This window comes from Promicromonospora sp. MEB111 (assembly GCF_030209445.1).
GTDB lineage: Bacteria > Actinomycetota > Actinomycetes > Actinomycetales > Cellulomonadaceae > Promicromonospora.
The window spans coordinates 35,369-48,522 of the sequence record NZ_JARVSD010000013.1 but is presented as its reverse complement, the minus strand read 5'-3'; the positions used below and the strand labels follow the sequence as shown (position 1 = coordinate 48,522).

Genomic DNA, 13,154 nt, shown 5'->3' with positions numbered 1-13,154 from the left:
CATGGCAGGAAACAACCGGCCGGGCGCCGGACCCGCCGTCGCCGAGCGGGGCATCGTCTCGTCCCACGACCGGCGCCGGGCGAGCGTACGCGGCTCGCTCGGCGTGCTCCAGGGCGGCCTCCTGGTCACCCTGGTCCTCGCCGGGCTCGGGCCGATCCTCTGGCTCGCCAAGGCCGCCGTCACCCCCACGCAGGACACCCTGCGCCAGCCGCTCGGCCTCTTCCCCAACGGCATCGACTGGGCCAACCTCACCACCGCGTGGGGCCGCGCCGAGATCGACCACTACTTCGTCAACACGCTGATCCTCGCGGTGGGGGCCTGGTTCTTCCAGCTCCTGGTCGCGACCACGGGCGGCTACGTGCTGTCCGTGCTGCGTCCGCGGTACGGCAACCTGATCTTCGGCCTGGTGCTGGCGACGCTCTTCGTGCCGGCGGTCGTGCTGCTCGTCCCGCTGTACCTCACGATCCTCGACGTACCGCTGCTGCACATCAGCCTGCTCAACACCTTCTGGGCGGTCTGGCTGCCGATGGGCGCCAGCGCGTTCAACGTGCTGCTCGTCAAGCGGTTCTTCGACGGCCTGCCCCGCGAGGTCTTCGAGGCCGCACGGGTCGATGGCGCCGGGCCCTTCCGGCTGCTCTGGTCCGTCGTGCTGCCGATGTCCAAGCCCATCCTCGGCGTCGTCTCGGTCTTCGCCGTGATCGCCGCCTGGAAGGACTACCTCTGGCCGCTGCTGGTGCTGCCCGACCCGGACAACCAGCCGCTGTCCGTCCGCCTGCCCGCGATCGCGCCCTACCTGGAGCTCGACGTGTTCCTCGCGGCGCTCGCGATCTCGACGGTGCTGCCCATCGCGCTGTTCCTCGCGTTCCAGCGGCTGTTCCTCAGCGGCGCGGGTCTGGGCGGGGCCGTGAAGGGGTAGCTGGGGACGGCGTCCGGCGGGTGCCCGGGCCTGTGGACGAGGCAGGGTGGATGTCGGTGGTCCGGCCTAGGATCGAGCGTGTGACCAGCCTTCCCGACGCACCCGCCGCAAGCACCGATTCCGCCGAGATTCCCGAGGTGGAGGAGCTGCTCGACCTCGCCGTCGGACAGCTCGGTGGCGGGCGCAGAGAGGGCCAGCACCGCATGGCCGTCGCGGTCGGCGAGGCGATCGACGAGGGCGAGCACCTGCTGGTGCAGGCGGGCACGGGTACGGGCAAGTCGCTCGGGTACCTGGTGCCCGCCGTCCGTCACGCGGTGGCCGCCCAGAGCAAGGTCATCATCTCGACCGCGACGCTGGCCCTGCAGCGCCAGGTCATCACGCGTGACCTGCCGCTCGTGGCGAAGGCCGTGGCGCCGCGGCTGCCGCGCGAGCCGCGCGTCGCGCTGCTCAAGGGCTGGCACAACTACCTGTGCGTGCACAAGGTGGGCGGCGGCTACCCGGAGGACGAGACCACGCTCTTCGATCTGCCCGGCGGGGAGGACCACCCCAAGACGGAGGAGGCGGCCGGGGGTGCCGCCCGCAGCCGCAGGCGGGACGACGGCGCCTCGCTCGCCGACCATGTCCGGCGCCTGCACGAGTGGGCGGGCGAGACCGAGACGGGCGACCGCGACGACCTCGTGCCCGGCGTGCCGGAGCGAGCCTGGCGCCAGGTGTCCGTCACGGCGATGGAGTGCCTGGGCGGCAAGTGCCCCATGCTCGCCGAGTGCTTCCCGGACAAGGCGCGGGCAGCCGCCCGCGAGGCGGACGTGGTGGTTACCAACCACGCGATGCTCGGCATCGCGGCCACGGGCAGCCCGGGCGTGCTCCCGGAGCACGACGTCGTGGTGGTCGACGAGGCGCACGAGCTCACCGACCGCGTGACGTCGTCGGCCACCGTGGACCTGTCCATGGCGTCGGTGGAGAGTGCGGCCCGACTGGCCCGGCGGCACGCGGGCACCAACACCGACACCCTCGACGCGGCGGCACAGAGCCTCGGCACCCTGCTGGTCACCGCGCCGGCCGAGCGGTTCCCGAGCGGGTTGCCGGACGAGCTGCGCGTGGCGGTCGGCGCGGTGCGCGACGCCGCGCGCGAGGTACTGAGCACCCTCAAGCCCGACGCCGGCGGCAAGGGCGCCAAGGGCAAGGACGCAGGTCAGCCCGACCCAGGGCTCAAGATGGCGCAGGGCGCCATGCTCCAGCTCTTCGAGACGGCCGAGCGCATGGCGGCGCAGGACACGACGGCGGACGTGCTGTGGTGCTCGCGCCCGGACAACGGCTGGGGCGGGTTCGGCGACAACGTGACGCGGCTGCACGCCGCGCCGCTGCACGTGGCCGGCCTGATCCGCACGCACCTGCTGGGCGAGTCGACGGGCGTGTTCACCTCGGCGACCCTGGCGCTCGGCGGCACGTTCGACGCCGTCGCCGGCACGCTCGGGCTCAAGGGCGAGGACGCCCCGCCGTGGCAGGGCCTCGACGCCGGCAGCCCGTTCGACTACCCGCGCCAGGGCATCCTCTACATCGCGCGGCACCTGCCCGCCCCCGGCCGCGAGCCGACCACGGAGGCACAGCTCGACGAGATCGCCGAGCTCATCACGGCCGCCGGTGGCCGCACGCTCGGGCTGTTCTCGTCCCGGCGCGCGGCGAACGCGGCGGCGGAGGCGATGCGGGAGCGGCTGGACTTCCCGATCCTGGCGCAGGGCGACGACCAGCTTCCCACCCTCGTGCGGGAGTTCGCCGAGGACCCGGCCACGTGCCTGTTCGGCACGCTGTCCCTGTGGCAGGGCGTCGACGTGCCGGGGCCGTCCAACCAGCTCGTGCTCATCGACCGCATCCCGTTCCCGCGCCCGGACGACCCGGTCAAGGCGGCGCGCGCCCGCGCCGTCGAGCAGGCGGGCGGCAACGGGTTCATGGCGGTGTCCGCGCAGCACGCGGCGCTGCTGCTCGCGCAGGGCGCGGGCCGCCTGGTGCGCAGCATGGACGACCGAGGCGTGGTGGCGGTCCTCGACCCCCGGCTCGCGACGGCGCGGTACGCGTCGTTCCTCACCCGGTCGATGCCCGGGTTCTGGCCGACCACCGACCCGAAGCTGGTCCGCGCCGCGCTCGCCAGGCTCGACACATAGCCTGAGGGCATGGCAGCCCCCTCGGACGTCTCCGCAGCCCAGCCCGCCGGATCCCGCACCACCAAGATCGCCGTCGTGGGTGCGGGGGCCGTGGGATCGACGCTCGCCTTCGCGGCGCTGACCCGCGGCTCGGCCCGCACCATCGCCCTGCTCGACATCGACCGGCAAAAGGTCGACGCCGAGGTGCTGGACCTGCAGCACGGGCTGATGTTCACGTCCCAGGCGCACGTCATCGGCTCGGACGACCCGGCGGTGTGCGAGGGGGCCGACGTCGTGGTGGTCACGGCGGGCGCCAAGCAGAAGCCCGGCCAGAGCCGCGTCGACCTCGCCGAGGCGACGATCGGGCTGATGCGCACGATCCTGCCCGGCCTGGTCGAGGTGGCGCCGGACGCGACCTACCTGATGGTGACCAACCCCGTGGACGTGGTGACGTACGCGGCCCTCAAGATCTCGGGCCTGGCGCGCGAGCGGCTCTTCGGCAGCGGCACCGTGCTCGACTCGTCGCGGCTCCGCGTGGTGCTCGCGGAACGGTGCGGGGTGGCCGTCGGGAACGTGCACGCCTACATCGCCGGGGAGCACGGCGACTCGGAGATCGCGCTGTGGAGCTCCGCCTCGATCGGCGGCGTGCCGCTGCTCGACTGGGTGCCGGTCGGCGGCGCCGCGCCCCTGGACGCCGCGGTGCGCGCGGAGGTGCACCACGAGGTGGTCGACTCCGCCTACCGGATCATCGCGGGCAAGGGCGCCACCAACTACGCCGTGGGCCTGGCCGCGACCCGCATCATCGAGGCGGTGCTGAAGGACGAGCGCCGGATCATGCCCGTGTCCTCGCTGCTGGACGACTACCACGGCATCAGCGACGTGTGCCTGTCCGTGCCGTCCCTGGTGGACCGGCGGGGCGTCACGGACACCGTGCGGGTGCCGATGTCGGACGACGAGCTGGCCGGGCTGCGCGCCTCGGCCGACAGTGTGCGCGCGGTGCAGAAGCGCTTCGGGTTCTAGGGGGCCGGGCCGCTGGGCCGGCAACGCGACAGGCCCGGCCACCGTGAGCCGGTGGCCGGGCCTGTCGGGACCCCTGGTGCCTCAGGTCAGAGGCTGCGCAGCACCGCGACGACGCGGCCCAGGATCTGCGCCTCGTCACCCGGGATGGGCTCGTAGGCCGGGTTCTGCGGCAGCAGCAGCACGTGCCCGTCGGTCTGCTTGAACGTCTTGACCGTGGCCTCGCCGTCGATCATGGCGGCGACGATCTCGCCCTGCTCGGCCACGTTCTGGCGGCGCACGACGACCCAGTCCCCGTCGCAGATCGCGGCGTCGACCATGGAGTCGCCCGCGACCTTGAGGAGGAACAGCTCGCCGTCACCGACGAGCTGACGGGGGAGCGGGAACACGTCCTCGACGACCTGCTCGGCGAGGATCGGGCCACCGGCCGCGATGCGGCCGACGAGCGGCACGTACGACGGCGGCGGCGTGCTCGCGTCGTCCGGAACCGAGCCGCCCCAGTGCACCTGGCCGCTACGCCGCGGCTCGGGCCAGTGGATCTCGCCGCGCGTCGGCTTCTCGACCTGCTCGGCCAGGGGCTCGACGAGCTCCATGGCGCGCGGCCGGTTCGGGTCGCGGCGCAGGAAGCCCTTCTTCTCCAGCATCTGGAGCTGGTGCTTGACGCTCGACGGGCTGGCCAGCCCGACGGCCTCGCCGATCTCGCGCATCGACGGCGGGTAGCCGCGTGTCTCGAACGACTGCCGAATCGTGTCCAGCACAAGGCGCTGCCGCTCGGTGAGGCGGTCCGCCGGCGAGATCGCGTGCACGTCGGCGACCGCCCCGTCGCCCGGCGCGTCCAGCGTGGCGACGCCCGAGAGTGCCGTGTCGACGGCTCTCGTGTCGCTGGTCCCGTCCCGTCCCGTCATGCCCGTGCCCCTCCCGTTCCGACAAATGTTCTCCTGTGCGCTGCCCACTCTAGATCACAAATGTGCTCGGCTCAAACGAATGTTCGAGCGTGTCTCGACTTCTACGGTGTCCCGTGCTACACAATGGTACGAGCGTTCGACGAACGTGTGTATGACGGACAAGAGTTCGAGTCACCTTTCGAGGAGGGGCCATGGGGGACGTGATCCCGCTGCGGCAGTACACCCCGGCGTACGGACCGGCGTACGCGTCGGTGCCCGGGTCGAGCGCGGCGCGGGCGTATCAGCCGCGCCCGGCGTACCCGCCGAGCCGGGCGTCCGCACCGCCCCGGCCCCGTCCGGCCGGCCACTCGTACCCGGTGCGCGGGCCGCGCACGTTCGCCGACCGGCTCGGGCTCGCGGGGCTGCGGCTCACGCGGCGCGGCCGGGTCGTGCTGGTGCTGCTGGTGATGCTCGTGGTCGCGCCGATGGCGACGTGGGGAGCGACCGCCGTCGCCAGCTCGCCGGGCGAGCCCACGGAGGTCCGGGTGCACGCGGTGCAGCCGGGGGAGACGCTCTGGGGCTTCGCCGAGCAGGTCGCGAGGCCCGGGGAGGACGTGCGGCAGGCGGTCGCGCGGCTGCAGGACCTCAACGAGATGACGTCGGGCACCGTGCGGGTCGGCGAGCTGCTGCTCCTCCCGAAGGAGTGACCGGAGGGCCCCGCGGAAGGGGCCGGACGGGCCGCAGAAGTGGACGGAGGCCACGATTCGCCGTCAAATGTTGCGGCGATGTTGCATGGGGGTGGTTTGCCCGCTTACGGTCGGGGCGCGACCGGATGTCTCCGGTCCGTGGCCGACCACGCAGGAGTGAGCATGCACTGCCCGTTCTGTCGCCACGCCGACTCGCGCGTGGTGGACTCACGGACCGCCGACGACGGCCTGTCGATCCGGCGCAGGCGGCAGTGCCCGAACTGCAACCGGCGGTTCACCACCGTCGAGACGGCCAGCCTGTCGGTGGTCAAGCGGTCCGGCGCCACCGAGCCGTTCAGCCGTGACAAGGTCGCCGCGGGCGTGCGCAAGGCGTGCCAGGGCCGACCCGTCAGCGACGACGACCTGGCGATCCTGGCCCAGCGGGTCGAGGAGACCCTGCGCAGCAACGGCAGCGCGGAGATCGACGCGTACGAGGTGGGCCTCGCGATCCTGGGCCCCCTGCGCGAGCTCGACGAGGTGGCGTACCTCCGGTTCGCGAGCGTCTACCAGTCGTTCGACTCGCTCGAGGACTTCGAGAGCGCCATCACCTCCCTGCGCGCGGAGCGCGCCGAGCGCGCGGCGGAGCGCGCCGCCGCGCAGGCGTAGCGGCCCGGACGGGCCGCTCGCCGGCGAGGGTACGAAAAGCGATTGGCACCCCGGCGCGCGGTGGGGCAGGCTGGGGCCGACGACGGACCCGATCGAGGGACCCCCGAAACAGGAGGAGGTGATCGGTGTGACGGACGAGAAGCCTGGTGCCGAGGAGGCAGTGGCTCAGGACGCTGAGGCGCCCAAGGCCGCGACCGCGCCGAGCGTGGACGCGAAGGCACGGTTCAAGGAAGCGCTGGACCGGAAGAACGCCGCACGCGGCCGTTCCGCCGCGGGCGACGTGAACACGGGCTCGGTGCACGGTTCGGAGACGACCGGCCCCGTGCAGAAGATGTTCCGCCGCAAGTCCGGCTGATCCTCGGTGGTAGAGGCCGCTGACCTGGTGAACGACCAGGTCAGCGGCCTTCGTCGTGCCTGTGCGGTTCCGAGAGGAACCGGTGCCCGAAGAAGAGCTCAGCGATCCGTCCCGGTCGGGAGCGGCGTCGACGGCTCCGGCAGGGCGATCGCGCGGAAGACGTTCTCCGGGTCGAAGCGGCGCTTGACGTTCAGCGTGGCCTCAGGTGGCCCGTGGGTTACTTCGTTCGTCCGACCGTCGCGCGCGCCCGCTGCCACCGGCGCAGCGTACGTTCGGTTCAGGACGAATCTGGTGGCGCGAGTGCCCGGGCGCGGTCATTGTCGTGGGACTGCACGACGAACCCGTGGGAAGGAAGTCCAGTGTCCGAGCTGAAGGCGGAGCACGCCCGGCGAGCGATCATCGAGCACACGCGACGTCTGGGGGAGTCCGCTGCCGCGGCCGGGCCTGTCGCCGTCGTGCCGACCACCCCGGAGTGGACGATCGCCGACCTGGTCGAGCACGTGGGCCAGACCCAGCACTGGACCGCGCAGATCATCGAGGATCGCGTCACCGACTTCGCGCAGCTGCCCACCGGGACAGCCGCCGCTCCCGCCGACCCCGGCCAGTGGGTGACGTGGCTGTCGGGATCGGCGGACCGGGTGGCGAACGCGTTCTCGGACGGCGCGCTGGACGTGCCGGTGCTCAACGCCGCGGGCGACGACCGGTCCGGAGCACGGTTCTGGTTGTCCAACGTCCTCAACGAGACGGTCGTCCACGGCTTCGACGCGGCGAACGCGGCGGGACGGGCGGACGACATCGACGCCGACGTCGCGACCGAGCTCGTCAGCCATCACCTCGCGATGCTCACCTCGCCCACGTGGGAGACGCAGCGGCCCGGGTCTGCCCACGCGATCCGGGGCACCGGGCAGACCCTGCAGTGGCTGGCCACCGACACCGCCGACGGCGCGGGTGCCTGGTTCGTGGAGCGGCGCCCCGACGGGGCGGCCTGGAGGGCCGGAACCGGGCGGGCCGACGTGACGGTGACGGGCACCGCGGGATCGCTGCTGCTCACCCTGACGCGGCGGATCCCGCTCACCGACGTCGAGACCACCGGCGTCAGGGTCGACGGCGACGCCGACCTCGTCCGGCACTGGCTCGAGAACACCGCCCACATCGCCGACTGACGACGAGCAGCCCACGGCCGAACAGGGCTGCGACAGCGATGAGCGCAGCGGCCGGCGCTGCCCGCCGGTGCCCATGGTTGCCCTCGATCGGTGGGCATGCGACAGTTGCCTCGTCCAGGCGAGGAACCGCGGAACATTGCGGTTTCTGCAGGTCGCCGGGCCAGCAAGCAACAACAACAGACCGTGCTGCGCGGGTCCGCGAAGCGAACTCCTCCGCCACAGGAGACGTTCCGCCCGCAAGTCCGGCTGAGTCTGCTCGACCGAGGCCGCCGACCGGTTGTCAGACCTGGTCGGCGGCCCTCGTCGTCCTGCGGGGAAGGCTCGCGGGAAGAGAAGGAGACCGGAATGCCTCAGGTGATCGTCGTCGGCGCGGGAGTCGTCGGGCTCTCGGCCGCGCACGAGCTCGCGCGGGCGGGTCACCAGGTGCGGGTCGTGGCCGACGCGGACACGGCCGACACCGTCTCCGCGGTGTCCGCCGCGCTGTGGTTCCCGTACCGGAGCGAGCAGTCTGCTGCCGCGGACCTGCTGCTCGAACGCTCCCTCGCCAGGTTCGAGGAGCTGCTCCCCGTGCCGGAGGCCGGGGTGGCGCGGCGCCCGGGAACCGTCCTGGAGCGGACGGCGGACCCGGACCGTTCCTGGGCGCGCCTGTTCCCCGACGCGGCCGCGGTGCCGCCGGACCTGCTCCCTCCGGGGGTCCTGTCCGGTGTCCGGGTCGCCGTCCCGTTCATCACGGTCCCGGAGTACCTGCCCTGGCTCGTGCGGCGGCTCGAGAGTCTCGGGGTCGCGTTCGAGCGCCGGACGGTCACCGCCGTCGCGGAGCTGACCGGTTCCGCCGACGCGGTGGTGGTCGCCGCCGGGCTCCGCTCCGGCGAGCTCCTGGGTGACGACAGCTCCGTGGTCCCGGTGCGCGGGCAGGTCGTGCGGCTGGCGAACCCGGGCCTCACCGACTGGATCACCGACGACGACAACCCGGACGGGCTCACGTACGTCTTTCCCCGGAACGCCGACGTCGTGGTCGGCGGGGTCGCCGTCGAGGGCTCGTCCGACGCCACCGTCCACGCCGACGTGGCGGCCGCGATGCTCGCCCGGGCGACGCGGCTGGTCCCCGAGCTCGCAGGGCTGCCGGTCCTCGGGCACGCCGCCGGGCTCCGGCCCGCGCGGCCGACGCTCCGCATCGAGGCCGTGCCGGGCCACGCGGTTCCCGTGGTGGCCGCGTACGGCCACGGCGGGGCCGGCGTGACGCTGTCGTGGGGCACCGCCGAGCGGGTCGCGACCCTCCTCGGAGATCTCCTCCGGGGCTAGGCGCCGGCGTCTTCCCACGCGCGCAGGTAGGCCTTGATCGCCTGGCGGTTGCGCTGCAGCGTGTCGATGCGCCGTTCGATGCTGCCCAGCTGGTGCCGGAGTCCGTCCAGGTCCGCGACGACCGGGCAGTCGCCGAGGGCCCGGTGATCCGAGTCCGCCAGGCACGGCAGGACCTCCCGGATCATCTCGGTCGTGAACCCGGCTTCCAGGAGCTCGCGGATCTGCAGCACGCGTTCGACGGCGGGTTCCCCGTACGTCCTGTACCCGTTGCTCGACCTGAACGGGTGCAGGATGCCGACCTGCTCGTAGTAGCGCAGCAGCCGTGGGGTCACCCCTGTCCGGGCAGCCAGTTCTCCGATCTTCACCAGCACCTCGCCTGTTCTGTCATGACCTGGACGATCGTGCCGCCCCCTGCTGCTTGACCCTGACATTAATGAGAATGTTTACGGTTTTCCAGTTCCTGAGCGGTCGGTCGATCCCGGCCGCATGTCACGACGACGATGAGGATGACGACGTCATGAGTCCTATGACGAGATGCAGCAGGTCGGAAGTACCCGGCTGGACGGCTGACCGGATGCCGAGCCAGGAAGGGCGGACGTTCGTGGTCACCGGGGCCACCAGCGGACTGGGTCTGGTCACGGCGCAGGAGCTGGCCGCGCGCGGAGGCCGGGTGCTGCTGGCGGTGCGCGACGTCGCGCGTGGAGAGGCGGTCGCGTCGTCGTTGCGTCACGCGCATCCCGGCGCGCAGGTCGAGGTGCGCCAGGTCGATCTCCTGGACCTGGGCTCGATCCGACGGGCCGCCGACCGGATCGCCGAGGAGGCCGCCGTCGACATCCTCATCAACAACGCAGGGATCGCGTCGGCCGGGCACGCCGTCACGCCGCAGGGCTCGGAGACGCACCTGATGGCCAACCACTTCGGCCACTTCGCACTGACGGCGCTGCTGGAGCCGGCGTTGCGGCGCGCGTCCGCGCCCAGGGTCGTCACCGTGACCTCGTACATGCACGAGCGGGGCACGCTCGACCTGGACGACCTCGCCTGGGTGCGTCGGCCCTACACGCCGCTCGCCGCCTACTCGGCATCCAAGCTGGCCAATGCCGTCTTCGGAGTAGAACTTGCTCGACGCGAGCGCACGTCGCCGCGGCCGATCACGAGCGTTCTCGCCCACCCGGGGTACAGCAACACGCCCATGCAGCGGAAGGGAAGCGGGCCGGCGGGTGTGGCCATGCGTCTGTCCGGCAACCTCTTCGGGCAGGGCGCGGAGATGGGGGCGCTCCCGCAGCTCTTCGCCGCGACCGAGACCGGTCTGGAGGCCGGCGCCTACGTCGGCCCGGACGGCAGGGGCGGACGCTCCGGATACCCGCATCGTGCGACGCTCTCGCCCGACGCACAGGACCCTGCCCTCGGGCAGCGGCTCTGGGAGCGCTCCGAGGAGATCACCGGCATCCGGTGGCCGGACGTCTGACCGGCGAACCCCGGCGACCTGAGCCACGGGGCGGTGCGGCCGGCTGGACCGCACCGCCCGTGGGATCGGGCGCTCTCGCCCGGCCCACCTCGGGTGGGAAGGCGGCGGGGATGCGCCGTCGGACCCGTGCGCCGATGCTGGGGGTATCGGTCGTCCGCACCCGACGGAGGGAACCGGGATGTCAGGTGGAACCGGCCTCGACTACGCCGTGCGCACCGCGACGCGGCCGGGGCTCACGCGGGACCTGCCGCACGGTCCCGAGGACCTCCGGTGGGTCGCGAACTCCGCCACGCTGATCCTCGGCGACCACGACGCCGTCCTGGTCGACACGTATCTCTCCGTCGACCAGAACGCCGAGCTGGTCGAGTGGGTCAGGTCCTTCGGCCGTGACCTGACCCATGTCTTCGTCACCCACGGGCACGGTGACCACTTCTTCGGGCTCCGGCAGCTCCTGGACGCCTTCCCGGGCGCCCGGGCGGTCGCCTCCGCGGGGACGGCCAGGGAGGCGCTCGGCCGAGGCCGGGCGGAGGCGCGCGACGGAGCCTGGGGGAGGCTCTTCCCGGGCCAGATCCCGCAGATCGCCTACCCGACTGCTCTCGACGGCGACCACCTCACGCTCGAGGGGCACCGGCTGGAGGTCGTCGAGACGGGCTTCACGGACACCCGGGACACGACCGCGCTGTGGGTGCCCGACCTCCGCCTCGTCGTGGCCGGGGACGTGGCCTACAACGACACGCACCTGCACACCGCCGAGACCACCGCCGCCACGCGCGAGCAGTGGGCCCGGGCCGCGGAACGACTGGCCGGGCTCGATCCGGTGGCAGTCGTCGCGGGCCACAAGAAGCCGGACGCACCGGACCGTCCGGCGGTCCTGGCGCAGACCGCGGAGTACCTGCGCGCCTTCGACGCCGTCGTCGAGGTGTCCCGCACCCCGGAGGATGTGTACGACCGCATGCTCTCGCTCCATCCGCGCCGTGCGAATCCCGGCGCCCTGTGGAGCAGCGCGCGAGCGGCCATGGCGTGAGCCGCTCGCCCGACCCCGGCCGGCCGGGCGTTACCGGGCCAGAGCCGTCCCGAGGAACTCGCGGATCAGGGCGGAGGTCTCGTCGAGGGCGGACTCGAGCAGGAAGTGCCCGCCGTCCAGCAGGGCGATCCGTGCGCCGGGCAGGTCCCTGGCGAAGGCCCGGGCGCCGGCGGGGCCGAAGATCTCGTCGTTCCGTCCCCACACGGCCAGCAGCGGGACCTGGGAGTCGCGGAAGTACTTCTGCACCTCGGGGTACAGCGGCCGGTTCGTGGTGTAGTCGCGGAAGAGCTGGAGCTGGACCAGGTCGTTGCCCGGGCGGGACACCAGCGCGAGGTCGTGCTCCCAGGTGCCGGGATCCACCAGCGTGGGGTCGGGCACGCCGTGCAGGTACTGCCACCGGATCGCCTCCCGGCTGAGCGCGAAGCGCACGCCGGGCTCCGTCCGCTCGTTCTGCTCCTGCCCCCACGCCCACACGTCCGTCCAGAAGCTCTCGACGAACCCCTCCTCGTAGGCGTTGCCGTTCTGGCTGATGATCGCCGTGATCGCGGTCGGGTCGGCCAGTGCGAGACGCCAGCCGATCGGCGCGCCGTAGTCCTGGACGTAGATCGCGTACCGGGTGACACCCAGGTTCGACAGCAGCCCGGCCGTGATCCGCGCGAGCGCGTCGAACGTGTAGTCGAACTCGTCGACGCCAGGTGCGTCCGACAGTCCGAAGCCGAGGTGGTCGGGCGCCACGACGTGGTAGTCCTCGGCGAGCCGGGGGATCAGGGCGCGGAACATGTGCGAGCTCGTCGGGTACCCGTGCAGCAGGACGACCGTGGGTGCGTCCGCCGGTCCGGCCTCGCGGTAGAAGATCCGGTGACCGTCGACGTCGGTGAACCGGTGGTGGATGGCCGCCATGGTGCTAACCCTCTCAGTCGGTGTTGTCTGGTTATGACAGCATCGCGGGTGCTAACCTGTCAACACTGACTAAGGAGGTTAGGGATGGACCTGGTCACCCGGGACGACGAGAACCTGCTGCTGGACCTGCTGAACACGACACCCGTGGTCGACGGCGAGCGGGTCGACGAGCTCGCGGACCCGCGGGCCGCGATGAGCTGGGCCACGGCGCGCGACGGGGCCGGGTCCGCCGAGGAGACCGTGGCGCTCCGGCGCGTCCGGGACGTGGTCGAGCGCGCCGTCCGTGACGGCTCCGGCCCGCAGGCGCTGGCGGAGGACGTCGAGCGGATCGTGCTGCGTCCCCGGGTGCGCGACGGCGCGGTCCGCTGGGAGCTGCAGGCGTCCGCGGAGGAGCGGCTCGCGGCACGCGCGCTGCTCGCCTGGGTGGCGATCGGAGAGCGCGACCCGGGCCGGCTGCGGCCGTGCGCGAATCCCGAGTGCCGCCGTTTCCTGCTCGACCGCAGCAACGCGAACACCGCTCGCTGGTGCTCGATGGCCCTCTGTGGCAACCGGTTCAAGGCTCGGCGCCACTACCAGCGCACGCGCGTCGCCGAGCAGTAGGGTTGGCAGGCCCGGCTGTCCTCCGCAGATCGTGACCG

At 72.5% G+C, this 13,154-nt stretch carries 15 protein-coding genes; 11 read left to right on the top strand and 4 right to left on the bottom strand.

Translation table 11 applies throughout. The features are described from left to right. Position 1 precedes the first annotated feature (1 nt). From QRN56_RS16245 to QRN56_RS16235, 3 genes are all read left to right on the top strand, one after another. Positions 2-916: a carbohydrate ABC transporter permease gene (locus tag QRN56_RS16245; protein WP_285104933.1), complete on the top strand. Its 915-nt coding sequence runs from the start codon at positions 2-4 to the stop codon at positions 914-916. Positions 917-996: 80 nt separating this feature from the next. Further along, the gene (locus QRN56_RS16240) at positions 997-3,075 is read left to right on the top strand and encodes an ATP-dependent DNA helicase (protein ID WP_285104932.1); all 2,079 of its coding nucleotides are present in this window, start codon (positions 997-999) and stop codon (positions 3,073-3,075) included. A 9-nt stretch (positions 3,076-3,084) separates the two neighbouring features. Then, positions 3,085-4,074 carry an L-lactate dehydrogenase gene (locus tag QRN56_RS16235; protein ID WP_285104931.1) on the top strand — a complete coding sequence of 330 codons (990 nt, stop codon included), beginning with the start codon at positions 3,085-3,087 and terminating at the stop codon, positions 4,072-4,074. Between the two features lie 86 nt (positions 4,075-4,160). Here the strand turns inward: QRN56_RS16235 and lexA are convergent, their stop codons facing one another. Continuing rightward, the gene (gene lexA / locus QRN56_RS16230; RefSeq protein ID WP_376770121.1) at positions 4,161-4,976 is read right to left on the bottom strand and encodes a transcriptional repressor LexA; all 816 of its coding nucleotides are present in this window, start codon (positions 4,974-4,976) and stop codon (positions 4,161-4,163) included. Between the two features lie 191 nt (positions 4,977-5,167). Between lexA and QRN56_RS16225 the strand changes: the two genes are divergently transcribed. The 3 genes from QRN56_RS16225 to QRN56_RS16215 all read left to right on the top strand — a co-directional run bounded on the left by QRN56_RS16225 (position 5,168) and on the right by QRN56_RS16215 (position 6,662). Beyond that, a complete protein-coding gene (locus QRN56_RS16225) occupies positions 5,168-5,662 on the top strand; it encodes a LysM peptidoglycan-binding domain-containing protein (protein WP_285104930.1) in 495 nt (164 codons plus the stop codon). Between the two features lie 162 nt (positions 5,663-5,824). After that, complete coding sequence (nrdR, locus tag QRN56_RS16220) at positions 5,825-6,307, top strand: transcriptional regulator NrdR (protein ID WP_285104929.1); 483 nt, start codon at positions 5,825-5,827, stop codon at positions 6,305-6,307. Positions 6,308-6,434: 127 nt separating this feature from the next. Next, positions 6,435-6,662, top strand: a complete 228-nt coding sequence (locus QRN56_RS16215) for a DUF5302 domain-containing protein (protein WP_350224579.1) — start codon at positions 6,435-6,437, stop codon at positions 6,660-6,662. A 98-nt stretch (positions 6,663-6,760) separates the two neighbouring features. Here QRN56_RS16215 and QRN56_RS16210 read toward each other — a convergent pair whose 3' ends face one another. Then, on the bottom strand, positions 6,761-6,919 hold the full coding sequence (locus QRN56_RS16210; protein WP_285104926.1) for a hypothetical protein: 159 nt from the start codon (positions 6,917-6,919) through the stop codon (positions 6,761-6,763). A gap of 102 nt (positions 6,920-7,021) precedes the next feature. Here QRN56_RS16210 and QRN56_RS16205 point away from each other — a divergent pair, with 102 nt between their 5' ends. Both QRN56_RS16205 and QRN56_RS16200 read left to right on the top strand, forming a co-directional pair. Then, positions 7,022-7,825 carry a maleylpyruvate isomerase family mycothiol-dependent enzyme gene (locus QRN56_RS16205; protein WP_285104924.1) on the top strand — a complete coding sequence of 268 codons (804 nt, stop codon included), beginning with the start codon at positions 7,022-7,024 and terminating at the stop codon, positions 7,823-7,825. Between the two features lie 345 nt (positions 7,826-8,170). Beyond that, positions 8,171-9,127 (top strand): FAD-dependent oxidoreductase, encoded by a 957-nt coding sequence (locus QRN56_RS16200; RefSeq protein ID WP_285104922.1) that lies wholly within the window; start codon positions 8,171-8,173, stop codon positions 9,125-9,127. Here the strand turns inward: QRN56_RS16200 and QRN56_RS16195 are convergent. Continuing rightward, positions 9,124-9,492, bottom strand: coding sequence for a MerR family transcriptional regulator (locus QRN56_RS16195; RefSeq protein ID WP_285104920.1), 369 nt, complete (start codon positions 9,490-9,492; stop codon positions 9,124-9,126). The genes QRN56_RS16200 and QRN56_RS16195 overlap by 4 nt on opposite strands. A gap of 68 nt (positions 9,493-9,560) precedes the next feature. On the opposite strand from QRN56_RS16195, the gene QRN56_RS16190 reads away from it, so the two are divergent. Continuing rightward, on the top strand, positions 9,561-10,592 hold the full coding sequence (locus tag QRN56_RS16190; RefSeq protein ID WP_350224578.1) for an oxidoreductase: 1,032 nt from the start codon (positions 9,561-9,563) through the stop codon (positions 10,590-10,592). A gap of 178 nt (positions 10,593-10,770) precedes the next feature. Beyond that, positions 10,771-11,616, top strand: coding sequence for an MBL fold metallo-hydrolase (locus QRN56_RS16185; protein ID WP_285104919.1), 846 nt, complete (start codon positions 10,771-10,773; stop codon positions 11,614-11,616). 30 nt (positions 11,617-11,646) lie between these two features. Here QRN56_RS16185 and QRN56_RS16180 read toward each other — a convergent pair whose 3' ends face one another. Continuing rightward, entirely contained in the window at positions 11,647-12,516 is an 870-nt protein-coding gene (locus QRN56_RS16180; RefSeq protein ID WP_285104917.1) for an alpha/beta fold hydrolase, read from the bottom strand. An 84-nt stretch (positions 12,517-12,600) separates the two neighbouring features. On the opposite strand from QRN56_RS16180, the gene QRN56_RS16175 reads away from it, so the two are divergent. Further along, positions 12,601-13,116 carry a CGNR zinc finger domain-containing protein gene (locus QRN56_RS16175; protein ID WP_285104915.1) on the top strand — a complete coding sequence of 172 codons (516 nt, stop codon included), beginning with the start codon at positions 12,601-12,603 and terminating at the stop codon, positions 13,114-13,116. Positions 13,117-13,154: the final 38 nt, after the last annotated feature.